Here is a 25708-nt window from a genome sequence, read left to right on the forward strand (position 1 = left end):
TCGTAAAAGCTTCTGGTGAAGCGGCGAGATCTAATATATCACAGGTTCTTACTTCTATGCAATACCTTTTTTCATTTTTATTTTATTTGTTCTTATTAATTTTTCAAAAAGCGTTGTTTACCTATTGTATGTAACATAAAAGCCGACATAAGCTAAGGTCTCTCTTTATAATTCAAAGTATACTTTGATACTTCTTTTGCTGGGGCTAAACGTGCATACATACGAAAGATCACTTTATATCTTTCAATCATATTTATTTTCACTGCTTTATCAATACGTCGATCATTCATGTCTAATAAGATTTCATCCATCTCTCTACGTAGTAAGTAATCAAATTCTTTACACTCACGTTCATTTAGTAACATTCCTAACAACGCATTCACCTCTGATTGCTATTTTCAATTCCACTTAGTCTTATTGTTATGCACAAATTATTTGCATTTTATGAATGAAATATATTGTACGAGCATATTTTTGTACAAAGGCTTGTATTACTATCCCAATATAAGAGGCTATAAGGAGGCTGCTTGCATTGAATTTTTTTCTAGTGATGAACGGAAAAAAAATAAAGAAGTTCATTTTTTTGAGTATTGCTATGATATTTGCCATTGCCGTTGTCTATGTAGAAAGAGATAATATTACCGTATTCTATAGCACGGCAAATACCGAACCATCCGCTATATACCGAATAGACACAGATGAAAAAGTAGTTGCACTAACATTTGATATTAGCTGGGGCAACAAAAGAGCTGAACCTATACTAGATATTTTAAAAGAGAAAGACGTGCAGAATGTTACATTTTTCTTATCCTCACCATGGAGTAGAGACCATCCTGAGATTGTAAAAAAAATAGTGGACGGCGGATATGAAATTGCAAGTCATGGACATAAACATGTTAACTATAGTGAATTAAGTGACGAAGAGATAAGAAAGCAAATAAAAACTGCTCATCAAATACTTAGAGAAACTACAGGAAGAGATACTAACTTAATTCGTTTACCTAACGGTGATTTCGATAAACGTGTACTTAGAATTGCTAACGAATTAAATCATCAAGTTATTCAATGGGATACAGATTCACTAGATTGGAAAAATATCGGTGTCGATAATATTATCAACCGCGTTCTCACACGAGCCCACCCTGGAGATATTATTCTTATGCATGCAAGTGATAGCTGTGAACAAACGCATCTTGCTTTACCTACCATCATTGATGAATTGCGTAAAAAAGGATATAAATTCGTCAATGTATCTCAATTAATTAATCAAGCTGATTTAAATAGATTGGAAGTAAAATAAAATGCTATTGAATCACGCGTAAGCAACATTTAAATTTATACTGCAAAAACACTGAAATGAGTTAAATTAATTATTGCTTCTAAAAAAATAAACATGGTGACTTATTGGACTGCATCATCCCAACATCACCATGTTTTTGTATTTATCTTTTTTTCATTTAAACGTGCCTACGAAACGTTATCCACCCTAACCTAACTGCTAACCGCATTACTTTCGTTATTCAACAATTTGTGCAAAATCAAAATTTGATATACATTACAAAACAAAATAGGAACTGCCATATATATCAGCTGATTGAAATCATCTAATCGAAGAGCAGGAACAACCTCTAGTGAAGTTCCAACAAAAAGGAAAAATAGTGCTGGTGTAAATGCTGTCCATTTCGTCAGCCTACTCTTTATCACCGCAGCTATCATACTAATGATAAATAAGATGATAGGAAAAAATGCATATCTAATGTAAGGCAATGATTCAGGCTGAAATACTAACTGAGGAATAATAATGAGATCTACAAACACCACAACGATTAAAAACCATTGTACAATCTGCCAACTCAACTGCGTCTTAAAAAAACCTCTTCCTATGTAATTCAATGTTAAATATGCGAAAAATCCCATCTGACTAAACACACTAAACGTACTTCCAACCGTAATAATAGCGATAATAGAACCGAGGTTAATGCTGCTAAGATTACTATCCCCTTGTGCAAACCAAATAATTTGTACAACACATTGACCAACAATACCAACTACTATTGTTGTCCAAAATAAGAAAAACCACTTTTTCAAATTCACTTCTTTCTTTCTCCTCTCGTGTGAAAGTGACATTCACATTATCATTATTGTACCAACGTTAAATATGAATTGCTAATACGTTTTGTGAATATTATATAAAATGAAGAAATAATGAGATACAAATTTACGCCTCAGTAGCCAGGCGTAAAGAGTATGATATTGAGATTTCTCCATCTTATGCATAGTGGTAATAAGTTGGTTCAACAAGTTCATTCAACTTATATATACAAATTTCTTTATTCCCACATAAAGACTCTTCATCGTGATACGCCCTGCATATAGAACGTTTCTTTTCTTTCACATCATCATTTATTCATACATCCTAAATATTAGTAACAGGATCTTCATCAATTTAAGGATAAGGTATTTAACTATTTTACATAATAAAAAAAGGAATTGAGGAAAGGAAGACGTTGGACAATGAGAATAATTCATGTGACTTTACTTTCTTGTTTATTCATACTTATGTTGTCAGGATGTAATAACAACGAAAACCAGAGCATGTCCAGTTATAAAGAGATGAAATCATTAGTTGTTGACATATTAAAAACAGAAGATGGGAAAAAGGCAATTGAAGAAGTGACGAAAGAAATGGAGAATGGTAAAAAAGATGGGCAGATCATGAAAATGCTCACTTCTGAAAATGGACAACAAATTCAATTTGCTGTTAATGAAGTACTGACAAGTGATTCATATCAAAAAACGCTACAATCCTTAATAAAGGAACCAAAATTTATTGGGGAGTTTGCCAAAGCCATAAAAAATGAAAATAAAGATATACAAAAAGAGCTGCTAAAAGATCCTGATTACCAAAAACTGATGCTCACCGTCATGCAAGACCAAGAATACGAAAAATTGCTAATCGATGTTATGAAAGGAAAACAATATCGCCAACAAACGATGACCATTATGGAGGAGTCACTGCAAAGTCCATTGTTCAGATTGCAATTAATGGAGATCATGAAAGCAGTGATGAAAGAGGAAAGTGAGCCAAAAAGCCAGCAGAAAGAAGATGGTGGGGAATCAGAACAAAAAAGCGAAGATCAACAACAGTAGGAAAAGAGCAATGTGTAATGACATTAATATTCAATATGTTGTGTATTAAAATATAGGGAGATCTGTCATACGTTATCACTTTCACAGTGATGAAGCTGCACGTATGAACCATCTCCCTACTTATCGTTTACTTCATATGGTTCAATATTTTTTCAGCTGTTTCTAAATAAATTTTCCCGATAGTATGATCCTCTTTGTAAACAGACGGTGAGAAATTAGCTTCTGCTATGTGATTTTCCGTAGCAGCGAGCGGAATTTGAGCTAATAAATGAGTATTCAACTCTTCTGCTAGCTTCGCTCCTCCACCTTTTCCATAAATATAATCTCTATCACCACATTTGGAGCATTCATAAAAAGCCATATTTTCAATGACACCTAGTAGTTCATGCTTCGTTTGCAATGCCATAGCTCCCGCTCTTGCCGCAACATAAGCAGCAGTTCCATGCGGTGTCGTCACTAATACCTCTTTGCATTGCGGTATCATCTGATGCACATCTAATGCGACATCCCCTGTTCCAGGAGGTAGATCTAGTAATACATAATCTAGGTCACCCCATTGTACTTCTGCAAAGAAGTTACGAAGCATCTTACCTAACATCGGCCCACGCCAAATGACTGGGGAATTATCTTCAACAAAAAAGCCCATAGAAATGACTTTGACGCCAAACCTTTCCACAGGAATAACTTGTTCATTTACGATCTTGGGTCTCTCTTCTATTCCCATCATGTCTGGAATACTAAAACCGTATATGTCAGCATCTACAATCGCTACTTTTTTACCTAATCTAGCAAGTGATACAGCTAAGTTCACGGTAACAGTAGATTTACCAACACCACCTTTGCCGCTGGCAATAGCAATAAACTCTATCCCAGAGTCTGGGGAAAGAATATCTTTTTTCGTCTCTTTTTCAGGTGTAAGGGTTTGCAATTTTGATTCTATTTGTGACTTTTCATAGGGTGAAATGGTACGAAAACGAATATGTACTTCTGGTGGTTGGAGATGAGATAAATAATTTTCGATTTGAAGCTGAATGCGCTGCTTTATTTCATCTTTATTCTCAGCGACGATGATAGTCATAGAAATAAATTGATCTTTTATCATGATATCACGAATGAGATCAAGTTCTACTAAGCTATGATGGAGTGCAGGTTCTTGAATTGGATGTAACGCTTCTAATAGCTGGTCCCTTGTTATCACGAATAAGCCACCTCGTTATATTAGAATATAATGCCATTATATCATGATTAGTCAGTAAATTCTTCACCTGAGCTGTAACGTAACACCCCTTGATATATTGCTAAAGCAATTTTCTGCTGATATGCTGCTTCTCCTAGTAAGCTTGATTCGGTTGCATTAGATAAAAAGCCCGCTTCTACCAACGCTCCTGGTATTTCTAATGTTTTTAATAAATATATGGAGTCAGCAGGCAAGATCTCTCTATCTGTATTATTTAAGCTAGATTTAATTTCGTCTTGGATAAAAAAGGCCAGCTTCTTACTATCAGGGTCACCAGATGAATGATAAAATGTCTGGGCACCAGACCACCTACTAGAAGGAATGCTATTCATGTGAATACTAATAAAAAGTTGCGCTTGCTTCTCTTGTATGATTTCTGCTCGGCGTAATATATCTTGACGCTTTCTTCTAATCTGTTTTCCTTCTTCAGCTAAATCATAATCTCCTTCTCTCGTCATGTATACGATAGCTCCTGCTTGTTGCAGGTAGTCTCTTAAATATAACGAAATATCCAGATTGATATCTTTTTCGAGCAGCCCATTTTTACTGACCGCTCCTCCATCTGGTCCTCCATGACCTGGATCAATAACAATAACTTGACCAGATAAAGGCAGTGTCCATTGTGTCCATGTTGTGGTTGTATTATCGTAGCTGAGTAAACCAACAATAACGAATATCGCCAATAATGGTATGATCATTCTACGCTTTTTAGGATAATAGATCCAAAATACTCTTCTTTTTTTCACACTAGCCATCAGCAAATACACCCCATTCCAATACATACATTCATCTATATGGGACAGGGTGTATCATTATGCTTATTTTGATTAATTTGCTTCCTGTTTCATGCCATCGATGAGTATTTGTGCGACTTCATGCCTTGAAAACTCAGGAGGAGGGCATTTCCCTTCTCTCAGCATCGCTCTTACTTTCGTTCCGGATAAGTGAAGGTGTTCTGCCTTGTCATGTGGGCACGTTTTACTTGAAGCCATGTTGCCACATTTTTTACAGTAAAAACTATGTTCAAATTTTAAAATTTCAATTCCTAACTCTTCTTTTTTAAATTGCTCAAAAATAAGCTGAGCGTCATATGTTCCGTAATAATCACCTACACCAGCATGATCCCTACCTACGATAAAATGAGTACATCCGTAATTTTTTCGGACAATCGCATGGAAAATCGCTTCCCTTGGTCCTGCATATCGCATGGCAGCAGGAAATACACCCAAAAACACACGATCTTGAGGATAGTAGTTTTGCATCAATACCTCATAGCTTTTCATTCGGACATCTGCTGCTATATCGTCTGATTTCGTTTCTCCGACGAGGGGGTTTAAGAATAACCCATCCACGATTTCCATTGCACTCTTTTGGATGTATTCATGAGCTCTATGGATTGGATTTCTGGTTTGGAATCCGACTACGGTTTTCCACCCGCGCGATTCAAATATGTGTCTTGTCTCTTGCGGATCATGATAGTATTGTTGAAACTTATCACGCTGCGTTCTTTCGATAAGCTTAATTGGACCACCGATATACGTTTTATTTTTACTGAACAACTTCTGCACACCGGGATGAGCTTTATCGGCGGTGCCATATACTTTGCGTGCTTCTTCTTCATGATCTACGGTATATATACTCTCTATTTTCATCCAACCATAGAGGTTTCCATCTGCCCCTTTTAAAGCTACTTCGTTGTTTATGTTTAATGATGATGCTGTGGTATCATCAATATCTAACGTAATAGGAATGCTCCAAACGGTCTGATTTGATAATCTCATATGTTGTAGTACATGTTGATAGTCCCTTTCGTTCATGAAGCCCTCTAATGGAGAAAACGCACCTATTGCTATTAACTCTAGATCGGATAGAGCCCAGTTGTTTAATGTAATTGTAGGTAGTGTTGCTTTACGTTCTAAAAAAGCACGCTTCTCCTCTGCCCCAGCAATACGGTTAATTAATTTTCCTCCGTGTGCTTCGATTGTAGACATAGTCATTCTCCTCTCATTCCCCTTGTTTCCAAAACGGTTATATGTCACGATGGTTAATCTGCTTTTTTTTATGATGATGGCAGTAAATTATTTGTGTAATCCACACTCCGTTTTATCATTATTAGACCATCTTCCAGCCCTAGGATCCTCACCTGGTTTTACCTGTCTAGTGCAATATGAACAGCCGATACTTGGGTAATTTTGATCATGTAGTGGATTATAGATAAGGTCATGCTTACGAATATAGTTCCAAACATCATCCCAAGTCCATGAAGCTAGCGGATTAAATTTAACTAAGCCGAATTTCACATCATATTCTACTTTTTTTGTATTTGCTCTTGTAGGCGCTTGATCTCTTCGAACTCCTGTTATCCATGCATCGTATTGGGATAACGTTTTTACTAACGGTTCTACTTTCCGAAGATTACAACAAGCATTTGGTTCCCTTTCCCACAATTTATCTCCATATTGCTCCGCTTGTTCTTCTGGTGTTAGATCTGATTTGGCTTGAATAAAATTAATGTTATATTTTTTAGCGATACGATCTCGCGTTTCATATGTTTCTGCAAAGTGAAAATCCGTGTCTAAATAAAAAATATCTGATGAAGGACTTATTTTATGCAACATATCCACCAAAACAACATCTTCCGCACCAAAACTACACGCTAACGTGATATTAGGAAATGTCTTGACGGCCCACTCTATTAGTTCCTCAGGTTGCTTATTTTCATATTCATCCGCACTCTTATGAATCCATTTTTCTTTCTCAATTAAGTTCATTTCTAGTTCCCCTCCCATGGAAACACAATTCATACTAAAACGATTGGAATTGTTTATATTAATTTCTATTATAAGATTTTATTATGAGTTGTCAAACTTTTTTTCATGATTGCTACACAATTTCGTACACAAAACGATAGCAATAACATATATAAACTTAAGTTCATCATGTATGCGATACGTCATGATGACTCAAATATTTCAGCAATACATCTCTATATGCATACCGAGATGTATTATATGAATATTCAATTGCAATAACTATAGTGCAAAATTTGTACAAGTGCATAGGTTTGTCATATTTGTAAGTGCACTTAACTTGTTTAATACAACTTATTACCCCTATGCATAAGATGGGAAAAATCATCATACCCTCTGCGTCTCTGACTGCTGAGATGTAAACTTGTATTCCATCATTTTTTATCACTGCACAAATTACATTGCGATGTTGAGGATTGCATGAAGATCTAAGTGGAAGAATCAATAGAGATTTTAAAAAGTTTTTAAATCAGATTACATGAATTGAAAACGTTATTATCTTATATTTTTTTACGAATTTAATGAGATTCGATATTAATTGTTTTTGCTGTTATGTTGCTTAAGATGCTGTAGTTATTGCGAACAAACGTTGAGAATATAAAAGTTAAGGATATGATACATGTTGAGGAGATAGTAACAGCAGAATATGAATGTGGAAAAAAGGTGTGGGTAATACAAAATGCTTAATATAAAGCAAAAACCCCTCTTTGGAATATACCAAAAAGGGGTTTGAATATAATACATGAAAATGCAATATTAACGCTTTGAGAACTGAGGAGCACGACGTGCTGCTTTCAAACCGTACTTCTTACGCTCTTTCATACGAGGATCACGAGTTAGGAATCCTGCTTTTTTCAAAGAGGAGCGAAGTTCAGGATCAGCTTTCAATAAAGCTCTTGCAATACCATGACGAATTGCACCAGCTTGACCAGTGAATCCACCACCGTGCGTATTAACAAGAACATCATATTTTCCTAATGTATCTGTTAAAGCCAATGGCTGCTTAACGATAAGTTTTAATGTTTCAAGACCGCCGAAATATTGATCAAGCGTAACACGATTGATCATGATATTTCCATCACCCGGTACTAAACGAACACGAGCTACGGAATGCTTACGACGTCCTGTTCCGTAATATTGTACTTGTGCTGCCATATCTATACCCTCCTTTATTATTAACCTTTAAGTTCTAATACTTCAGGCTTTTGAGCTTCATGTGGATGCTCGCTACCAGCGTATACTTTCACTCTAAGCTTCATACGACTTCCTAAACGAGTTTTTGGAAGCATACCATGAACAGCAAGTTCGATCATTCTTTCAGGTTTTTTCTCCAACATATCGCCCGCTGTAGTTACTTTCAAACCACCTGGATGCTGAGAGTGACGGTAGTATTTCTTATCCGTTAATTTTTTACCTGTAAGTTCGATTTGACTCGCGTTAAGCACGATAACAAAATCTCCACCATCAACGTGTGGTGTGAACTGAGGTTTATGTTTTCCTCTAATGATAGCTGCAACTTCACTAGCTAAACGTCCAAGCGTTTTGCCAGCAGCGTCGACAACGTACCATTTACGTTCTACTTCTTCTTGTTTTGCCATAAATGTAGTACGCATAGTTGATCCTCCTTCATTACTTTGTTTATTTCATTTTATTTTAAAAAAGTTTCATTATTGTATCATCTTAGGTAATATGGCATCTTAGTCTGTGGGGCCGTGGGATAGCCAGCTAAGAAACACCAATAAATATGATACAACAATAAGCCTTTGTTTTCAAGTAAAAAATGTTTTCATTTCAGTCATATTTTATATCCCACAATACCAAACCTTTTGCCGGAGCAGTAGGACCAGCCAAATTCCGATCTTTTGCCTCTAAAATATTTTTCATACTGGAAACATCCCATTTGTGTTCCCCGATCTTCAATACCGTTCCCACAATAATGCGAACCATATTGTAAAGAAAACCATTTCCAGTAATCCAAATTCGCATTAAAGGGGTATCCCCTTGCTCTGCGAAGGCTGTCTGCTCTAAAGCGATACGAATATCATATATCGTACGTTCATGACATGATTTAGTCGATTTAGCCGAGCAAAATGAAGTGAAGTCATGTTTGCCTATTAGTACATCCAGTGCTAATTTCATCTTGTCTACGTCTAACTTGCGAGGATAATGATGCTGAAATTTATGTTGAAAAACATCAGAAACTCTACCTGTGTTCACCGTGTAACAATACGTTTTACGATGAGCTGTTTTCCTTGCATGAAAAGTAAGCGGAGTTTCGTCCACTTCAAGAATACGTATATCCATAGGAAGTAGCGCATTCATTGCTCTTCCCCAATTAGACAGCTTAATGGAAGAATGAGTGAAAAAATTAAAAACTTGTCCTCTAGCATGCACACCACTATCTGTTCTTCCAGCTGAAATAATATCGATGTGTCGTCCAGTGAGTTTATTCAGTACTGTTTCTATTTCGCCCTGAACAGTACGCTCCTGCGGTTGTCTTTGAAAACCACTGTACATCGTACCATCATAGCTCACTACCATTTTTATATTTCGCATGACAACGGCTGCTACTAACTTACATACGTAAGCGGCTAGACGATAGCAGTTTTTCGTCATCCTCTCCTAAACGGCCAGCACGCCTGAGATCATAAAAACAAAAAAAGGGTTTTATCAGAATCAATAGATTCTGATCACCCCCTCTTGTTTTTTACTTATGCTTCACCATCAACCAACTCTAAATAAACCATAGGGGCTGAATCACCGCGACGAGGTCCTAATTTTAAAATACGAGTATAGCCACCAGGACGTTCCGTATAACGAGTAGCTAACTCAGAGAACAATTTTTCCAATACTTCTTGATCCTCTGTCACTTGTTCACGACGAACGTAGGAAGCGACTTGACGACGAGCATGAAGATCACCACGCTTAGCTAATGTAATTAACTTTTCAGCGATGGGACGAACTGCTTTTGCTTTCGCTTCTGTCGTTTCGATACGCTCATTTATGAAAAGATCTGTTACAAGATCTCTAAATAACGCTTTCCGTGCACTGGAATTGCGACCTAATTTTCTGTAAGCCATTTGTTACCCTCCTTCCAGTCAATTTTCTATAAGATGACTTAGTCTTCTTTGCGTAAATTTAAGTTTAAATCTTTTAGCTTTTCCTGTACTTCCTCAAGTGATTTTCTACCTAAATTACGCACTTTCATCATATCGTCTTCTGTTTTCGTAATCAGCTCTTGCACCGTGTTGATGCCTGCGCGTTTCAAGCAATTATATGAACGTACAGAGAGATCTAACTCTTCTATCGTCATTTCAAGCACTTTTTCTTTTTTGTCTTCTTCTTTTTCCACCATAATCTCAGCTTCTTGAGCTTGGTTCGTAAGATTAACAAAAAGGCTAAGGTGCTCATTCATAATTTTTGCGCCGAAACTCACAGCTTCCTCTGGTTTCAAGCTGCCATCAGACCATACTTCTAATGTTAATTTATCGTAGTTTGTCACTTGTCCAACACGTGTATTTTCAATCACGTAATTAACGCGTTCAATAGGCGTGTAGATAGAATCAATAGGAATGACACCTATTGGCTGATCTTCATGCTTGTTTCGCTCCGCTGGTACATAACCACGACCTCTTGAAGCAAAAATACGCATATGCAATCTTGCCTCTGGTGATAAAGTCGCAATGTGCAAATCTGGATTTAAAATCTCAACATCGCTATCCGCACGAATGTCACCTGCTTTAACTTGACCTTCACCCTCAATATCAATCTCTAAGATTTTAGGTTGATCGGAATGAATTTTCAAAGAAAGCTTTTTCAGATTAAGAATAATCTCAGTAACATCTTCTAAAACACCAGGGACGGTCGAGAATTCATGCAACACGCCATCAATTTGAACGGAGGTTACCGCAGCCCCAGGCAGTGAAGAAAGCAAAATTCGACGAAGAGAATTACCCAAAGTAGTACCATAACCTCTTTCCAATGGCTCAACAACAAACTTCCCATAGCTGCCTTCTTCATTAGTATCTACGGTCTCAATTTTTGGTTTTTCAATTTCAATCATTGATAATACCCTCCTTCAAAACGTCGCATTTTCGTATCTATTTTATTTTACAAAAAGACGTAGTATTCCACTCTATGACATTCATTATTCACAAGTGGAAAATAATTATACTACTCTTAAAAAAACGGTCATTACACACGACGACGTTTTGGTGGACGGCAGCCGTTATGCGGGATTGGAGTAACATCTTTAATTAGACTAATTTCCAAACCAGCTGCTTGTAAAGAACGGATCGCTGCTTCACGGCCAGATCCAGGACCTTTAACCATTACTTCCACTGTTTTCATTCCGTGTTCCATTGCTTGTTTAGCAGCGGACTCTGCAGCCATTTGAGCCGCAAACGGAGAGCTTTTTTTAGATCCTTTAAATCCAAGATTTCCTGAGCTTGCCCATGATAAAGCATTTCCGTGCGTATCAGTAATCGTTACAATCGTATTGTTAAATGTAGAACGGATATGTGCTACACCAGATTGAATATTTTTACGTTCACGGCGTTTAGGACGAGCTGCTTTTTTAGCTTTAGCCATTTAATTATATCCTCCTTCCTTATTTCTTTTTGTTTGCTACAGTTCTACGAGGACCTTTACGAGTACGAGCGTTTGTTTTCGTACGTTGACCACGAACCGGTAAACCACGACGATGACGAATACCACGATAGCAACCAATTTCCATTAATCGCTTAATGTTTAGTGCTACTTCACGACGTAAGTCACCTTCAACTTTGATTGTTCCGTCAATCGCATCACGCAATTTACTTGCTTCTTCTTCCGTTAAATCACGTACACGAGTGTCAGGATTAATACCAGTTGTTTCAATAATTTTAACCGCAGTAGAGTGACCAATACCATAGATGTATGTTAAAGCCACTTCAACGCGCTTATCACGGGGTAAATCAACTCCAGATATACGAGCCATGTTAGTCGAGCACCTCCTAACCTTGTTTTTGTTTATGCTTCGGATTTTCGCAAATAACCATTACGTTTCCTTTGCGACGAATAACTTTACATTTTTCACAGATTGGCTTGACCGATGGTCTTACCTTCATTGTAAAAACCTCCTATTTAGATGGTGGTTTCGCAATAAGCTTTCCTATTTACGATAAGTAATACGTCCTCTAGACAGATCGTATGGAGAGAGTTGGACGACCACTTTGTCACCAGTTAAAATACGAATAAAATGCATTCTTAATTTCCCAGAGACGTGAGCTAAAATCTCATGTCCATTCTCCAATTCAACTTTGAACATTGCGTTTGGAAGCGGCTCAATGACCGTTCCTTCTACTTCAATTACATCCTCTTTTGACAAGGTCATTCTCCTTTCTGCTGTGCACCTAGTATATCATTTATAAAACGATTCAAAGCAAACCTTAGTTTACCATTTGTGACGCGTCCCGTTTCATTCATGCTGTTCACAACTTCTTGACTGACATCATGCTGCATTTGCAGATGCAAAATGTTTTTCTTCTTCGGTTGATCGAATTTACGCTTATCGCCATCAGCGATATGCACATATCGATCGTCAATCACTTGCACGATAATTGCAAACTTACCTGTATCTCTTCCACTCAAGATCTTCACTATCCGACCAATTTGTGGAGTGTCCATGTCCTCCATATACGTTCACCTATCACTTTACAATTTAGTTAAAATATCATAACCGTCATCGGTAATAGCAACTGTATGCTCGAAGTGAGCACACATGGAGCCATCCACACTAACAACAGTCCAGTTATCACTTAATGTTTTAACAAATCGTTGACCTTGTACAACCATCGGTTCGATAGCTAAAACCATACCTGGTTTTAAGCGAGGACCGCGGTCAGGTAAACCGTAATTAGGAATTTGTGGTTCTTCATGTAAGTCTGCTCCAATACCATGCCCGACATATTCACGTACAACCGAAAGTCCATTTTCCTCAATACATTGTTGAATGGCATGCGAAAGTGTATATAAACGTACATCCGGCTTTATTTCAGCAATACCAGCGTAAAGGGAGTCTTCCGTTACTTTTAACAGTTTACTCACTTCATCTGATACGGAACCAACAGGATAGGTCCAAGCGGAATCGCCGTGGTATCCTTTGTATTTCGCACCGATATCAATGCTGACGATATCGCCTTCTTGAAGCTTGGTATCGTTCGGAAAACCGTGTACAAGTTGCTCATTTACAGATGCACATATGCTTGCAGGAAAACCGTTGTAACCCTTAAAAGAAGGGGTTGCACCTTGTGAAAGAATGTAGTCTTCAGCAATTTTGTCCAGTTGTTTTGTTGTCACACCTGGTGCAATGTTTTGCTTCATCAATTGATGCGTGCTTGCAACAATTCGACCTGCTTCTTTCATGATATTTATTTCAAGCTCAGATTTGCGAATGATCATATAGATTGACCTCTAATCAATTCATAAATATCTAATTTGACTTTGTCAATATCTCGTTCACCATCTACTTCTTTTAGTATGCCTGCATCTTGATAGTATTGAAGAAGTGGTGTTGTTTTACTAATATATTCGTCTAATCTTGTGCCTACTTTTTCTTCTGTATCATCAGAACGCTGATAAAGTTCGCCAGCACATTTATCACAAGTTCCTTCTTGTGCAGGAGGGTTAAAGATAACATGATAAGTGGCACCGCACTCTTTACATATTCTTCGACCCGTAAGTCGTGCTAATAATAAAGCACGATCTACTTTAATATTAAGTGCAAGTTCCAACTTCTTATCCATTTCATCAAGCATCGCAGTTAATGCATCTGCTTGTGAAATCGTTCTTGGAAACCCATCTAATAAAAATCCATTTGCACAGTCTGGTTGTTGTAATCTCTCTTTCACTATACCGTTTGTAATTTCATCCGGGACGTAAAGTCCTTTGTTTACAAATTCTTGGGCTTTCAAACCAAGATCTGTTTTCTCTTTCATCGCCAGTCGAAAAGCGTCACCAGTCGAAATATGAGGAATCTGAAATTGTTGAACGATATATTCTGCTTGTGTACCTTTACCAGCCCCTGGTGGTCCCATGAGAATAATATTCAAAATTTATACCCTCCCAGAGTTCGGGCTTACCATGACAATACAACGTTGGAGGGGCGATTATCTTTATGACAAAGCAATCGTATCCCACCGTTGTACTTATTTATTGATAAAGCCTTTGTAATGACGCTTGATTAATTGACTTTCGATTTGTTTCATTGTTTCTAACGCCACACCAACTACGATAAGAATCGAAGTTCCACCGATGTTTAGTGTGCTAGGCAACCCAGCAAGCGCGATACCAATGATTGGTATGATAGAAATCAATGCAAGGAATATCGCACCACTTAACGTAATACGAGTGAGTATTCTTGTTAAGTAGACGCTTGTTGCTTTACCTGGACGAATACCAGGGATGAATCCACCATTCTTTTTCATGTTCTCTGCCATTTGCTCAGGATTAATCTGAACGAACGTGTAGAAGAAAGTAAACGCAATGATAAGGACTACGTAAAGTACCATACCAAGTGCAGCGTCCACTGCTAAGTTGGTGTTAATCCATTGTGCCCATACTTGATCTTGCCAGAAAGAAGACAATATCACAGGAAACTGAAGTAAAGCAATAGCGAAAATGACCGGGATAACTCCAGCAGCATTCACTTTTAAAGGAATGTGTGTGGATTGACCACCGTACATCTTACGTCCTACTACGCGCTTTGTGTATTGTACAGGAATTTTTCTAATTCCTTGTTGTACGAGAATAACGCCTACAGTGATAACGAGCAAACCAATGATAATAGCTATTACCTTAATGATGTTAAGGAATAACAAATTAGCAGCATCGTCACCTACGAAAAATGTTTCGTAAACCTGGTTGATCATCATCGGAATACCTGCAACGATACCCGCAAAGATGATAATGGAGATACCATTACCAATTCCTTTTTCCGTAACTTGTTCACCAAGCCACATCAAGAAAGCAGTACCAGCAGTCAGAACAATCGCAATAATGGTATACGTCGTGAATCCTGGATCAGCTACCATTTGTAAAGAATACAAATTGTTAAATCCGATAGACATACCGTATGCTTGAATAAAAGCAAGTACGATCGTTCCATATCTCGTTACTTGTGCAAGTTTCTTCTTCCCTGCATCACCTTCTCTTGCCCATTCAGCAAACTTTGGAATCACATCCATTGTTAATAGCTGAACGATAATGGAAGCCGTGATGTAAGGAAAAATCCCCATTGCGAATATAGAAAAGTTACTTAGTGCTCCACCAGTGAAGGTGTTCAACAAATTAAGAATACCTTCTTGGCTATCATTGTTTCTTAGAAACTCAATATTAATGTTAGGAACTGGAATGAAAGAACCGATACGAAATATTAATAGTACGAATAAAGTAAATAATATTTTATTTCTTATATCGGCAACTCTCATCATGTTTGATATCGCATTAAACATTAAATCACCTCGGTTTTACCGCCGACAGCCTCAATTTTTTGCACCGCTGTTTGAGAGAACTTATTGGCTTTAACGGTTAGTTTCACGTTCAATTCCCCGTTACCTAAAATTTTGATTCCGTCTTTAGCATCTTTAACTAAACCACATTCACGAAGCGATTCAGGTGTGACTTCTGTTCCTTCTGCGAAACGATTTAAATCAGTCAAATTAACGATAGCGTATTCCGTGCGATGGATGTTTGTAAACCCACGTCTTGGCAAACGTCTGTATAGAGGATTCTGACCACCCTCAAAACCTGGGCGTACTCCTCCACCAGAACGTGCGTTTTGACCTTTGTGACCTTTACCAGACGTTTTACCAGTTCCAGAAGCAGATCCGCGACCTAGACGCTTTCTCTCTCTTCTGGAGCCTGGTGATGGCTTAAGCTCATGAAGTTTCATCTGTGCACCTCCTTCGATTTTTTACCTATTGTTCGTTACATTTCATATTTAACATGATTAAACTTCTTTTACTTCAACTAAATGACTAACTTGATTAACCATTCCACGGATGGATGGGTTATCATGATGAACTACAGTTTGGTGTAATTTACGAAGACCTAATGTCTTTACTGTAATTCTTTGATTTTTAGGACGCCCTATTAAACTGCGCTTGAGGGTAATTTCTAATTGTTTAGCCAATATATTCCCCTCCTAACCTAAAATGTCTTCTATCGATTTGCCACGCAATTTTGCAACGTCTTCTGCTCTTTTCAAGCTTTTCAAGCCTTCCAATGTAGCATTTACGACGTTGATAGGATTAGCAGAACCGAGTGATTTTGTTAAAATATCACCTACGCCAGATAGTTCCAATACAGCACGTACTGGGCCACCTGCGATAACTCCTGTACCTTCAGATGCAGGTTTTAACATTACTCTTCCAGCACCGAAACGACCTAACGTTTGGTGAGGAATTGTTGTTCCTACCGTTGGTACATGAACTAAGTTTTTCTTCGCATCTTCAATTCCCTTACGAATCGCATCAGGAACTTCAGACGCCTTACCTATACCAGCGCCAACCCAGCCATTGCCATCACCAACAACGACAAGAGCACTAAAGCTGAATCGACGACCACCTTTAACTACTTTAGCAACACGATTAATATTAACTACTTTTTCTTGCAAGTCTAAAGTGTTCGGATCTATACGCAAAATAACTAACCTCCTTATAACAGCATATCAGAAATTCAAGCCTGTTTCACGTGCAGCATCAGCCAATGCTTTTACTCTGCCGTGATAAATATATCCGCTACGATCAAATACAACGTCAGTGATACCTTTTTCAATCGCACGTTTTGCAATTAATGTACCAACTTTTTCAGCGGCAGCAACATCTCCACCATTTTTCACATCTGTTAATTCTTTATCTACCGTTGAAGCTGCAACGATAGTAATACCTTTCGTGTCATCAACCAATTGTGCATACATATGCTTTGATGAACGAAAAACATTAAGACGTGGGCGTTCTGTTGTTCCGGAAAGCTTCTTACGAACACGAAGGTGTCTTTTTAAGCGTGCTTTGTTTTTATCGCCTTTTGTAATCACGTTATGACGTCGCTCCTTTCATAATATTTTTCAGAATCTATAATTACTTACCAGACTTACCTTCTTTACGGATAATACGCTCTCCAGCATATTTAATCCCTTTACCTTTGTAAGGCTCTGGTAAACGAACAGAACGAATGTTAGCAGCAACTGCTCCCACTCTCTCTTTGTCAATTCCCTTAACAATAATTTGTGTTTGTGTAGGAACATCAAATTCGATGTTTGCTTCTGGCTCAACCTCAACGGGATGAGAATAACCTACGTTAAGCACAATTTTTTGACCTGTCTTGTTTACACGGTAACCTACACCGACAAGCTCAAGTGTTTTGGTATACCCTTCGCTAACTCCAATAATCATGTTCGCAATAATACTGCGAGTTGTACCATGAAGTGAACGATGTGTTTTATTATCAGAAGGACGCTCAACAGTAATTTCATTATCTGTCATCGTCACGTTCATTTCTTTATGAATATCGCGCTCTAGAGTACCTTTCGGTCCTTTGACGCTAACATGCTTATCTGTTATTTTAACTTCAACACCTGATGGTATCGTAATCGGTTTACGACCAATTCGAGACATTGTAGCACCTCCTATCAAACTGACATTTTATTACCAAATGTAACAAAGTACTTCTCCACCTGTTTTTGCTTGACGAGCTTCTTTGTCTGTTAATAAACCTTTTGATGTTGAAAGAACTGCAATACCTAATCCACCAAGAACTTTTGGTATTTCAGTATATTTAGTATAAACACGCAAACCAGGTTTACTAATTCTTTTCAAGCCTGTGATAACACGCTCATTATTTGAACCGTATTTTAGGAAAACACGGATGATTCCTTGATTATTGTCTTCAATATATTCTGCATCACGAATGAAACCTTCGCGTTTCAAAATTTCAGCGACTTCTCTCTTAATTTTTGAAGAGGGAATCTCGACGATTTCATGACGAACAGTATTCGCATTACGAATACGTGTAAGCATATCAGCGATTGGATCAGACATTACCATGCAAATAACCTCCTTCCTGTGTTAGGTTTTACCAACTTGCTTTCTTTACGCCAGGAATTTGACCTTTATACGCCAATTCTCTGAAACAGATACGGCAAACTTTAAATTTACGTAATACTGAATGTGGGCGTCCACAACGCTCACAACGTGTATAAGCACGAACAGCATACTTTGGTTTACGTTTCTGCTTTACTTTCATTGCAGTTTTAGCCACGTTTGATTACACCTCCAAAATTATTTGGCAAATGGCATTCCCATCTGTAACAGTAATTCACGCGCTTCTTCGTCCGTGTTAGCTGTCGTTACAATAACGACATCCATCCCGCGTATTTTATCGATTTTATCATATTCGATCTCAGGGAATATCAATTGTTCTTTCAATCCTAATGTATAGTTACCACGACCATCAAAAGCTTTTTTTGAAACTCCTCTAAAGTCTCTTACGCGAGGAAGTGAAACGTTAATCAATTTGTCTAAAAACTGATACATGCGCTCACCGCGAAGTGTAACTTTAGCTCCTATCGGCATGCCTTCACGAAGTTTGAAGCCTGCGATAGATTTTTTCGCTTTTGTAATTACTGGCTTTTGACCAGAAATCGTCGCTAAATCCGTTACTGCTTGATCTAAGATTTTAGAGTTAGATACTGCTTCTCCTAATCCCATGTTAATTACGATCTTTTCTATTTTAGGAACCTGCATCACGGTACTGTAATCAAACTTTTCCATTAAAGCAGGTGTAATTTCATTTAAAAAGCGGTCTTTAAGTCTTGCTGACATGAATAGTTAACCTCCCTTCTGCATTAAAACAATTAATCGATTTTAGCTCCAGATCGTCTAGCAATCCGAACTTTTTTACCATTGTCTAATATTTCGTATCCGATACGAGTTGGTTTGCCAGATTTAGGATCGGCAATCATTACATTAGACACATGAATTGGAGCTTCTTGTTCAATAATTCCGCCTTGTTGATTCATTTGAGAAGGTTTAGTATGCTTTTTCACCATGTTAACACCTTCAACCAACACGCTGTTTTTACGAGGGTATGCCGCAATGATACGACCTTTTTTCCCTTTATCTTTACCAGCTATAACGATAACTGAATCATCTTTTTTCACATGTAGTTTATTGTTGTGAGATTCCAATTTCTTAGGCTTTGCCATCGATTTACACCTCCTGTATGGCGTTCATCAGTGTTCACTTGACTAGATTACTTCTGGTGCAAGTGAAACAATTTTCATAAAATCTTTTTCACGTAGTTCACGAGCAACCGGTCCAAAAATACGAGTACCACGTGGACTTTTATCTTCTTTTACGATTACCGCTGCATTCTCATCGAAAGAGATGTAAGAACCATCATTACGGCGACTAGCTCTTTTCGTACGAACGATAACAGCTCTTACGACATCACCCTTTTTGACAACGCCTCCTGGTGTTGCTTGTTTCACTGAACAAACAATAACATCACCGATTCCAGCTGTTTTACGTCCTGTACCACCCAATACTCGAATACACATTAATTCTTTAGCTCCAGAATTATCTGCACCTTTCAATCTTGAAAATGATTGAATCACGGTATACCCTCCTTTCAGTTTAAGCCCTGATATCTATTAAATAATGACTGCTTTTTCAACAATCTCGACAAGTCTCCATCTTTTATCTTTTGATAAAGGACGAGTTTCCATCACTTTAACTGTATCTCCGATTTTAGCCTCATTATTCTCATCATGCGCTTTAAATTTTGTCGTAGATTTCATTCTTTTATGATACAAACCGTGCTTTTTGTAAGATTCAACAGCTACTACAATTGTTTTGTCCATTTTATCACTTACCACTTTGCCGATTAGAACTCTACGTTCGTTACGTTCACTCACTGAAGGTCCTCCTTCCTACATCGTTTTAAGCTCTATTTTAAGCAAATTAGGAAACTGTAATGCCTAATTCACGCTCATGAATAACTGTTTTTGCACGAGCAATAGATTTACGAAGATCACGAATGCGAGTGGGGTTATCTAACTGACCTGTAGCCAATTGAAAACGTAAGTTGAACAATTCTTCTTTGAAAGAAGTAATTTTTTGTTCAATTTCAGCAGTGGATAAGTTACGAAATTCATTTGCTTTCATTGACTTCACCACCTACATTTTCTCTTTTAACAAACTTAGTTTTGATCGGAAGCTTATGAGATGCAAGTCTTAACGCTTCGCGAGCAACTTCTTCACTAACACCAGCGATTTCAAATAAAATTTTACCTGGCTTTACTACTGCTACCCATTTCTCTACGTTACCTTTACCACTACCCATACGAACTTCAAGAGGTTTTTGTGTAATCGGCTTAGAAGGGAAAATTTTAATCCAAACTTTTCCTCCACGCTTCATGTAACGAGTCATTGCAATACGAGCAGCTTCGATTTGACGGTTTGTTACCCAAGAAGGCTCCAAAGCCTGTAAACCGTATTCACCGAATGCAACTTCTGCACCGCCTTTTGCACGGCCTTTCATACTACCGCGATGTTCTTTGCGATGTTTTGTCCGTTTTGGCATCAACATGACTTATTTGCCTCCTTTCCCGTCTTCCTTATTCTTCGAAGTTGGAAGGACTTCTCCACGATAGATCCATACTTTAACACCGATACGTCCTGCTGTCGTGTGCGCTTCTGCAGTACCATAATCGATATCAGCACGTAACGTATGAAGTGGAACTGTACCTTCACTATACCCTTCACTTCTAGCGATTTCAGCGCCGCCAAGACATCCGCTTACTTGTGTTTTAATACCTTTAACACCAGAGCGCATAGATCTTTGCATTGCTTGCTTTAAAGCTCTACGGAACGATACGCGACGCTCTAATTGTTGTGCAATATTTTCTGCAACTAAGATCGCATCCCATTCAGGTTTTTTGATTTCTGCAATGTTAATATGAACTTTTTTACCGGAGATTTTGGATAGTTGGTTGCGAAGCACTTCAACTTCGGATCCACCTTTACCAATAACCATACCAGGCTTAGCCGTATGAATCGTTACATTGACACGATTCGCTGCACGTTCAATCTCGATATGAGAAATTGCACAATCTTTTAGTTTGTTTTTAATATACTCACGAATATTTACATCTTCTAGTAAGAAGTCTCCGTATTCTTTATCTGCATACCATTTTGATTCCCAGTCACGAATAACACCGATACGAAATCCGACTGGGTTTACTTTTTGACCCATCTGTCAACCCTCCTTATTTTTCAGATACTACAAGTGTGATGTGACTCGTTCTCTTGTTAATTCTACTCGCTCTTCCCATCGCACGAGGACGGAATCTTTTCATCGTTGGACCTGGATTAACGTAGATTTCTTTGATAATCAAGTTGTTAATGTCCATTGTAGAATTTTCATTTTCATTTGATTTCACTTCTGCATTCGCTACAGCTGAGTTCAACAATTTCTCTAAAATTGGAGATGCAGCTCTTGGCGTATGACGAAGAATTGAAAAAGCTTCTCCTACTTCTTTACCTCGAATCAAGTCGATAACAAGTTGCACTTTACGAGGCGAAATGCGAACAAACTTTGCATGAGCTTTCGCAAGGTTAGCTTCATTTACTTTTTTCTCTTCTTTCAATCTTCTTCTTCTCACTGTATTGCGTTCTTTCACATTAACGTCAGTCAATTCAGTACCTCCTCTCAATGCTAGCAATCAATTTCGTTCATTACCTTTTCGTTTTACGATCATCATCCGTATGACCTTTGTACGTACGTGTAGGAGCAAATTCTCCAAGTTTATGTCCAACCATATCTTCCGTTACGTATACCGGTACATGTTTACGTCCATCATATACTGCGAATGTGTGTCCAACGAACTGTGGAAATATAGTGGAACGACGAGACCAAGTTTTGATTACTTGTCTTTTGTTTTCATCACTATTTTCAACTTTCTTCATTAAATAATCATCAACAAAAGGACCTTTTTTTAAGCTGCGACCCAAATCGAGCTCCTCCCTTCAATGCCAGATTTAAATTACTTCGTGCGACGACGCACAATGTATTTATCTGAAGCTTTATTTTTCTTACGAGTTTTGTAACCAAGCGTTGGTTTACCCCATGGTGACATTGGTGACTTACGTCCGATTGGTGAACGACCTTCACCACCACCGTGTGGATGGTCATTCGGGTTCATTACTGATCCACGAACAGTAGGGCGCTTACCCAACCAACGAGTACGACCAGCTTTACCGATGTTAACAAGTTCGTAATCTTCGTTTCCTACGGATCCAATTGTAGCACGGCACTCTTTAAGTACTTTGCGCATTTCACCAGATGCCAAACGAATAACGACATATTTTTCTTCTTTACCAAGTAACTGTGCTTCCGTTCCTGCTGCACGAACCATTTGTCCACCTTTACCAGGCTTTAGTTCGATATTATGAATAACAGTACCTACAGGGATGTTTGCTAGTGGAAGAGCATTACCAACTTTAATGTCAGCGTCAGGTCCACTGATAACTTGATCCCCAACTTTCATTCCTTTAGCAGCTAAAATGTAAGCTTTCACTCCATCTACATAATGAATAAGAGCAATGTTAGCTGAACGGTTAGGATCGTATTCTATAGTGGCAACTTTGCCTGGAATGCCATCTTTAACACGTTTAAAATCGATGATTCTATATTTACGTTTATGCCCTCCACCATTGTGGCGCATTGTTATTTTACCTTGATTGTTTCTACCAGCTTTTTTATACAATGGAGCCAATAATGTTTTTTCCGGCTCTGTAGCTGTAATTTCAGAGTAAGTCAATGAAGTCATTTGACGTCTACTAGGAGATGTCGGTTTATAAGTTCTGATAGGCATTGTTTTCCCTCCTTACTTTTAAAATTAACGTTATACCGTTTCAAAGAAATCTAGCGGCTTACTATCATCAGTCAATGTTACATAAGCTTTTTTCCACTCAGAAGTGTATCCAGAGTGACGACCGTATCTTTTCGGTTTTTTCGGCATATTAAGTGTGTTGACTTTCTTCACTTTCACTTTGAAGATCTCTTGTACAGCATGTTTAATGTCAATTTTCGTTGCATTAACATCAACTTCAAAAGTGTACTTTAGATTTTCCATCAAATCACTACTAGCTTCAGTAATTATCGGACGCTTGATAATATCACGAGGATCTTTCATTACGCAAGCACCTCCCCTGCCTTCTCTGCCGCTTCTTTCGTCATGATAAGCTGATCATGTGCCACAACATCAAGAACGTTTAATCCCTCAACTGAAATAAATTTCACCCCAGGAATATTACGCACGGATCGATCAACATTCTCATCATATTTAGCAGCTACAACTAAAGCTTTGCGCTCTACTTTTAAGCTGTTAAGAATCGCAGAGAATTCTTTTGTTTTTGGTTGACTCATCAACAATTCGTCCAAGACAATAACTTTGTTATCCACAGTTTTGTTAGAAAGTGCAGATTTTATTGCTAAACGACGAACTTTTTTAGGAAGTTTATATGCATAACTTCTAGGTGTTGGTCCAAATACTACTCCTCCACCAACCCATTGCGGGGAACGAATACTTCCTTGACGAGCACGACCAGTTCCTTTTTGTTTCCAAGGTTTACGGCCACCACCACGTACTTCAGAACGACCTTTAACTTTATGTGTACCTTGACGTAAAGAAGCCTGCTGCATCACGATTGCATCGTAAAGCACACTTTCGTTCGGCTCAATACCAAATACAGCATCGTTTAAAGCAACCTCTCCAACTTCTGCTCCAGTCTTATTATATAAAGCTACTTTTGGCATAATAAATCCTCCTTTCTACCTTACTTTTTTACAGATGATTGAACAGAAACATAGCTTTTTTTAGGACCAGGAATAGATCCTTTTACTAATAGCAAGTTGCGTTCAGCATCCACTTTGATAATTTCAAGATTTTGTATCGTTTTTGTTTGAGAACCCATATGTCCAGGCAATTTCTTACCTTTAAATACGCGGTTAGCTGCAATAGAACCCATAGAACCAGGACCACGATGATAATGAGAACCGTGAGTCATTGGTCCGCGAGATTGATTGTGTCTCTTGATACTACCTTGGAAACCTTTACCTTTAGAAGTACCAGAAACGTCTACAAAATCTCCTGGTGCGAAGATATCTGCTTTCACCTCTTGACCTAATTCAAGTCCTTCCGCATCACGGAATTCCTTAATGTAGCGCTTAGGCGTGGACTCCGCTTTCTTTGCGTGTCCAATTTCAGCTTTGATAGAGCGAATTTCTTTCTTATCACTATATCCAAGTTGAACTGCATCATATCCGTCGATTTCTTTTTCTTTCTTTTGCAAAACAACACAAGGACCTGCTTCAATTACTGTTACAGGAATTACAACTCCTTCAGGAGTAAAAACTTGAGTCATTCCTAACTTTCTACCTAAGATACCTTTAGTCATGTTCACACCTCTTTTCATTGAGAACTACTTATAATTTTATTTCAATGTCCACACCGGACGGCAAGTCTAATCGCATTAATGAGTCAACAGTTTGTGGCGTTGGATTCAATATGTCAATCAAACGCTTATGCGTACGCATTTCAAACTGCTCTCTCGAATCTTTGTATTTATGCACCGCACGTAAAATCGTAATAATTTGCTTTTCTGTTGGAAGTGGTATCGGTCCAGATACACTAGCACCAGAACGCTTTGCTGTTTCTACAATTTTCGTAGCAGATTGATCTAATACTCGATGATCAAAAGCTTTTAAACGAATACGAATTTTTTGCTTTGCCATTTCATTCCCTCCTTCTATCGCCCAAATTTTGTTGGACATACTCCGCGAAAATAACCCTACACCCCGACAATGGCAAAGGAGCCGGGTGTGTCGGCAACCTTTCGCATCATAGCAACGTCACAGACCAACGTTCCTTATTATATACAACATTAGCGGAGAATGCAAGAAAAAATATATTTTAAGTGACAAAAAAGTGATTTTACAATTATAGCGTTGATGCATATTGAATTTCATATATGTAAAGATGCAATTCGTTGAATATAAACTATGTTCATAAACACAATGTTAAAACATACTTAAAAAGACGTCTCAAGGTTGCTTAGACGTCTTTCATAACATGAGCTACGCATTATTTAAATTTTAAGAAGTCATCGCCCATTTCTTTTTTATTTTATATCTTCTTTTTCTTTTTCCTATAATGACGATGACATTCTCACTGTTGCAGACGTTGACTAAAAGATTTCTTTTCCCTTCAATCTCTGCTTCACATTCCTTATTGATCGTTCTGCCTCTGTAATCAACATACTTTTTTTTATATTTTTTTCTTCGATGTCTTTTATGCAATCATTTCTTCCTCCCCTCACTGTATGTCATTTATTATATGAAAGAAAAATATAATGGACTGTACATGTAGACCTATCGCATATGTACTAACTTTAATAAAATACCAATA

At 37.9% G+C, this 25708-nt stretch carries 43 protein-coding genes; 2 read left to right on the forward strand and 41 right to left on the reverse strand.

The window, feature by feature from the left end; translation table 11 throughout:
- Window positions 1-152: 152 nt before the first annotated feature.
- Window positions 153-374, reverse strand: coding sequence for a hypothetical protein (locus D1Z92_RS14495; RefSeq protein WP_128896396.1), 222 nt, complete (start codon window positions 372-374; stop codon window positions 153-155).
- A gap of 158 nt (window positions 375-532) precedes the next feature.
- Here D1Z92_RS14495 and pdaB point away from each other — a divergent pair, with 158 nt between their 5' ends.
- A complete protein-coding gene (gene pdaB, locus D1Z92_RS14500) occupies window positions 533-1300 on the forward strand; it encodes a polysaccharide deacetylase family sporulation protein PdaB (RefSeq protein WP_128896397.1) in 768 nt (255 codons plus the stop codon).
- A gap of 191 nt (window positions 1301-1491) precedes the next feature.
- Here the strand turns inward: pdaB and D1Z92_RS14505 are convergent, their stop codons facing one another.
- Window positions 1492-2094, reverse strand: a complete 603-nt coding sequence (locus tag D1Z92_RS14505) for a KinB-signaling pathway activation protein (RefSeq protein ID WP_164931639.1) — start codon at window positions 2092-2094, stop codon at window positions 1492-1494.
- 420 nt (window positions 2095-2514) lie between these two features.
- Here D1Z92_RS14505 and gerD point away from each other — a divergent pair, with 420 nt between their 5' ends.
- Window positions 2515-3150 (forward strand): spore germination lipoprotein GerD, encoded by a 636-nt coding sequence (gerD, locus tag D1Z92_RS14510; RefSeq protein ID WP_128896399.1) that lies wholly within the window; start codon window positions 2515-2517, stop codon window positions 3148-3150.
- Between the two features lie 127 nt (window positions 3151-3277).
- Here the strand turns inward: gerD and salA are convergent, their stop codons facing one another.
- The 39 genes from salA to D1Z92_RS14705 all read right to left on the reverse strand — a co-directional run bounded on the left by salA (window position 3278) and on the right by D1Z92_RS14705 (window position 25599).
- Window positions 3278-4348 (reverse strand): iron-sulfur carrier protein/transcriptional regulator SalA, encoded by a 1071-nt coding sequence (gene salA, locus D1Z92_RS14515; protein WP_128896400.1) that lies wholly within the window; start codon window positions 4346-4348, stop codon window positions 3278-3280.
- 47 nt (window positions 4349-4395) lie between these two features.
- Window positions 4396-5142: an N-acetylmuramoyl-L-alanine amidase CwlD gene (gene cwlD, locus D1Z92_RS14520; protein ID WP_128896401.1), complete on the reverse strand. Its 747-nt coding sequence runs from the start codon at window positions 5140-5142 to the stop codon at window positions 4396-4398.
- Window positions 5143-5214: 72 nt separating this feature from the next.
- On the reverse strand, window positions 5215-6378 hold the full coding sequence (sat, locus tag D1Z92_RS14525; protein WP_206099763.1) for a sulfate adenylyltransferase: 1164 nt from the start codon (window positions 6376-6378) through the stop codon (window positions 5215-5217).
- 87 nt (window positions 6379-6465) lie between these two features.
- A complete protein-coding gene (locus D1Z92_RS14530; RefSeq protein WP_128896403.1) occupies window positions 6466-7158 on the reverse strand; it encodes a phosphoadenylyl-sulfate reductase in 693 nt (230 codons plus the stop codon).
- 795 nt (window positions 7159-7953) lie between these two features.
- Window positions 7954-8352 carry a 30S ribosomal protein S9 gene (gene rpsI / locus D1Z92_RS14535; protein ID WP_128896404.1) on the reverse strand — a complete coding sequence of 133 codons (399 nt, stop codon included), beginning with the start codon at window positions 8350-8352 and terminating at the stop codon, window positions 7954-7956.
- 20 nt (window positions 8353-8372) lie between these two features.
- Complete coding sequence (rplM, locus tag D1Z92_RS14540) at window positions 8373-8810, reverse strand: 50S ribosomal protein L13 (RefSeq protein WP_128896405.1); 438 nt, start codon at window positions 8808-8810, stop codon at window positions 8373-8375.
- Window positions 8811-8988: 178 nt separating this feature from the next.
- The gene (gene truA, locus D1Z92_RS14545) at window positions 8989-9813 is read right to left on the reverse strand and encodes a tRNA pseudouridine(38-40) synthase TruA (protein ID WP_240666761.1); all 825 of its coding nucleotides are present in this window, start codon (window positions 9811-9813) and stop codon (window positions 8989-8991) included.
- Window positions 9814-9908: 95 nt separating this feature from the next.
- Window positions 9909-10277: a 50S ribosomal protein L17 gene (gene rplQ / locus D1Z92_RS14550; RefSeq protein ID WP_128896406.1), complete on the reverse strand. Its 369-nt coding sequence runs from the start codon at window positions 10275-10277 to the stop codon at window positions 9909-9911.
- 38 nt (window positions 10278-10315) lie between these two features.
- The gene (locus tag D1Z92_RS14555; protein ID WP_128896407.1) at window positions 10316-11260 is read right to left on the reverse strand and encodes a DNA-directed RNA polymerase subunit alpha; all 945 of its coding nucleotides are present in this window, start codon (window positions 11258-11260) and stop codon (window positions 10316-10318) included.
- A 131-nt stretch (window positions 11261-11391) separates the two neighbouring features.
- Window positions 11392-11787: a 30S ribosomal protein S11 gene (gene rpsK / locus D1Z92_RS14560; RefSeq protein ID WP_128896408.1), complete on the reverse strand. Its 396-nt coding sequence runs from the start codon at window positions 11785-11787 to the stop codon at window positions 11392-11394.
- Window positions 11788-11806: 19 nt separating this feature from the next.
- The gene (rpsM, locus tag D1Z92_RS14565; protein ID WP_128896409.1) at window positions 11807-12175 is read right to left on the reverse strand and encodes a 30S ribosomal protein S13; all 369 of its coding nucleotides are present in this window, start codon (window positions 12173-12175) and stop codon (window positions 11807-11809) included.
- A gap of 16 nt (window positions 12176-12191) precedes the next feature.
- Window positions 12192-12305 (reverse strand): 50S ribosomal protein L36, encoded by a 114-nt coding sequence (gene rpmJ, locus D1Z92_RS14570; protein WP_003333770.1) that lies wholly within the window; start codon window positions 12303-12305, stop codon window positions 12192-12194.
- Between the two features lie 44 nt (window positions 12306-12349).
- Window positions 12350-12565: a translation initiation factor IF-1 gene (gene infA / locus D1Z92_RS14575; RefSeq protein ID WP_128896410.1), complete on the reverse strand. Its 216-nt coding sequence runs from the start codon at window positions 12563-12565 to the stop codon at window positions 12350-12352.
- A gap of 2 nt (window positions 12566-12567) precedes the next feature.
- Window positions 12568-12873 (reverse strand): KOW domain-containing RNA-binding protein, encoded by a 306-nt coding sequence (locus tag D1Z92_RS14580; RefSeq protein WP_128896411.1) that lies wholly within the window; start codon window positions 12871-12873, stop codon window positions 12568-12570.
- An 18-nt stretch (window positions 12874-12891) separates the two neighbouring features.
- Complete coding sequence (gene map / locus D1Z92_RS14585) at window positions 12892-13638, reverse strand: type I methionyl aminopeptidase (RefSeq protein WP_128896412.1); 747 nt, start codon at window positions 13636-13638, stop codon at window positions 12892-12894.
- Complete coding sequence (locus tag D1Z92_RS14590; protein ID WP_128896413.1) at window positions 13635-14288, reverse strand: adenylate kinase; 654 nt, start codon at window positions 14286-14288, stop codon at window positions 13635-13637. Before D1Z92_RS14590 ends, map begins: the two co-directional genes overlap by 4 nt.
- A 96-nt stretch (window positions 14289-14384) precedes the next feature.
- Window positions 14385-15689, reverse strand: a complete 1305-nt coding sequence (secY, locus tag D1Z92_RS14595) for a preprotein translocase subunit SecY (protein ID WP_128896414.1) — start codon at window positions 15687-15689, stop codon at window positions 14385-14387.
- On the reverse strand, window positions 15689-16129 hold the full coding sequence (rplO, locus tag D1Z92_RS14600) for a 50S ribosomal protein L15 (RefSeq protein WP_128896415.1): 441 nt from the start codon (window positions 16127-16129) through the stop codon (window positions 15689-15691). Before rplO ends, secY begins: the two co-directional genes overlap by 1 nt.
- Before the next feature lie 57 nt (window positions 16130-16186).
- The gene (rpmD, locus tag D1Z92_RS14605; protein WP_128896416.1) at window positions 16187-16369 is read right to left on the reverse strand and encodes a 50S ribosomal protein L30; all 183 of its coding nucleotides are present in this window, start codon (window positions 16367-16369) and stop codon (window positions 16187-16189) included.
- A 12-nt stretch (window positions 16370-16381) separates the two neighbouring features.
- Complete coding sequence (gene rpsE, locus D1Z92_RS14610) at window positions 16382-16879, reverse strand: 30S ribosomal protein S5 (RefSeq protein WP_128896417.1); 498 nt, start codon at window positions 16877-16879, stop codon at window positions 16382-16384.
- Between the two features lie 27 nt (window positions 16880-16906).
- Window positions 16907-17272 (reverse strand): 50S ribosomal protein L18, encoded by a 366-nt coding sequence (rplR, locus tag D1Z92_RS14615; protein ID WP_128896418.1) that lies wholly within the window; start codon window positions 17270-17272, stop codon window positions 16907-16909.
- A gap of 43 nt (window positions 17273-17315) precedes the next feature.
- On the reverse strand, window positions 17316-17852 hold the full coding sequence (gene rplF, locus D1Z92_RS14620; RefSeq protein WP_128896419.1) for a 50S ribosomal protein L6: 537 nt from the start codon (window positions 17850-17852) through the stop codon (window positions 17316-17318).
- Between the two features lie 30 nt (window positions 17853-17882).
- On the reverse strand, window positions 17883-18281 hold the full coding sequence (gene rpsH, locus D1Z92_RS14625; protein WP_128896420.1) for a 30S ribosomal protein S8: 399 nt from the start codon (window positions 18279-18281) through the stop codon (window positions 17883-17885).
- A gap of 28 nt (window positions 18282-18309) precedes the next feature.
- Window positions 18310-18495: a type Z 30S ribosomal protein S14 gene (locus D1Z92_RS14630; protein WP_128896421.1), complete on the reverse strand. Its 186-nt coding sequence runs from the start codon at window positions 18493-18495 to the stop codon at window positions 18310-18312.
- A gap of 20 nt (window positions 18496-18515) precedes the next feature.
- Entirely contained in the window at window positions 18516-19058 is a 543-nt protein-coding gene (rplE, locus tag D1Z92_RS14635) for a 50S ribosomal protein L5 (RefSeq protein WP_128896422.1), read from the reverse strand.
- Between the two features lie 32 nt (window positions 19059-19090).
- Window positions 19091-19441 carry a 50S ribosomal protein L24 gene (gene rplX / locus D1Z92_RS14640; RefSeq protein ID WP_128896423.1) on the reverse strand — a complete coding sequence of 117 codons (351 nt, stop codon included), beginning with the start codon at window positions 19439-19441 and terminating at the stop codon, window positions 19091-19093.
- A gap of 42 nt (window positions 19442-19483) precedes the next feature.
- Complete coding sequence (rplN, locus tag D1Z92_RS14645; protein ID WP_128896424.1) at window positions 19484-19852, reverse strand: 50S ribosomal protein L14; 369 nt, start codon at window positions 19850-19852, stop codon at window positions 19484-19486.
- Between the two features lie 36 nt (window positions 19853-19888).
- Window positions 19889-20152, reverse strand: a complete 264-nt coding sequence (gene rpsQ, locus D1Z92_RS14650) for a 30S ribosomal protein S17 (RefSeq protein ID WP_128896425.1) — start codon at window positions 20150-20152, stop codon at window positions 19889-19891.
- Between the two features lie 46 nt (window positions 20153-20198).
- On the reverse strand, window positions 20199-20402 hold the full coding sequence (gene rpmC / locus D1Z92_RS14655; RefSeq protein ID WP_128896426.1) for a 50S ribosomal protein L29: 204 nt from the start codon (window positions 20400-20402) through the stop codon (window positions 20199-20201).
- Window positions 20389-20826, reverse strand: a complete 438-nt coding sequence (gene rplP / locus D1Z92_RS14660; protein ID WP_128896427.1) for a 50S ribosomal protein L16 — start codon at window positions 20824-20826, stop codon at window positions 20389-20391. Before rplP ends, rpmC begins: the two co-directional genes overlap by 14 nt.
- Window positions 20827-20829: 3 nt before the next feature.
- Window positions 20830-21492: a 30S ribosomal protein S3 gene (rpsC, locus tag D1Z92_RS14665; protein ID WP_128896428.1), complete on the reverse strand. Its 663-nt coding sequence runs from the start codon at window positions 21490-21492 to the stop codon at window positions 20830-20832.
- Between the two features lie 13 nt (window positions 21493-21505).
- Complete coding sequence (gene rplV / locus D1Z92_RS14670; protein WP_128896469.1) at window positions 21506-21886, reverse strand: 50S ribosomal protein L22; 381 nt, start codon at window positions 21884-21886, stop codon at window positions 21506-21508.
- Between the two features lie 88 nt (window positions 21887-21974).
- Window positions 21975-22250, reverse strand: a complete 276-nt coding sequence (gene rpsS, locus D1Z92_RS14675) for a 30S ribosomal protein S19 (protein ID WP_128896429.1) — start codon at window positions 22248-22250, stop codon at window positions 21975-21977.
- Between the two features lie 32 nt (window positions 22251-22282).
- Window positions 22283-23113, reverse strand: a complete 831-nt coding sequence (gene rplB, locus D1Z92_RS14680) for a 50S ribosomal protein L2 (RefSeq protein ID WP_128896430.1) — start codon at window positions 23111-23113, stop codon at window positions 22283-22285.
- A 30-nt stretch (window positions 23114-23143) separates the two neighbouring features.
- Window positions 23144-23434 carry a 50S ribosomal protein L23 gene (gene rplW / locus D1Z92_RS14685; RefSeq protein ID WP_128896431.1) on the reverse strand — a complete coding sequence of 97 codons (291 nt, stop codon included), beginning with the start codon at window positions 23432-23434 and terminating at the stop codon, window positions 23144-23146.
- The gene (gene rplD, locus D1Z92_RS14690) at window positions 23434-24057 is read right to left on the reverse strand and encodes a 50S ribosomal protein L4 (RefSeq protein WP_128896432.1); all 624 of its coding nucleotides are present in this window, start codon (window positions 24055-24057) and stop codon (window positions 23434-23436) included. The genes rplW and rplD overlap by 1 nt, the downstream gene beginning before the upstream one ends.
- A gap of 20 nt (window positions 24058-24077) precedes the next feature.
- On the reverse strand, window positions 24078-24698 hold the full coding sequence (rplC, locus tag D1Z92_RS14695) for a 50S ribosomal protein L3 (protein WP_128896433.1): 621 nt from the start codon (window positions 24696-24698) through the stop codon (window positions 24078-24080).
- A 28-nt stretch (window positions 24699-24726) separates the two neighbouring features.
- Window positions 24727-25035: a 30S ribosomal protein S10 gene (rpsJ, locus tag D1Z92_RS14700; protein ID WP_128896434.1), complete on the reverse strand. Its 309-nt coding sequence runs from the start codon at window positions 25033-25035 to the stop codon at window positions 24727-24729.
- A gap of 360 nt (window positions 25036-25395) precedes the next feature.
- Window positions 25396-25599 carry a hypothetical protein gene (locus D1Z92_RS14705; RefSeq protein WP_128896435.1) on the reverse strand — a complete coding sequence of 68 codons (204 nt, stop codon included), beginning with the start codon at window positions 25597-25599 and terminating at the stop codon, window positions 25396-25398.
- Between the last annotated feature and the right edge of the window lie 109 nt (window positions 25600-25708).

Origin of the sequence: Longirhabdus pacifica (assembly GCF_004115085.1) — a bacterium.
Taxonomy (GTDB): domain Bacteria; phylum Bacillota; class Bacilli; order Paenibacillales; family DSM-105158; genus Longirhabdus; species Longirhabdus pacifica.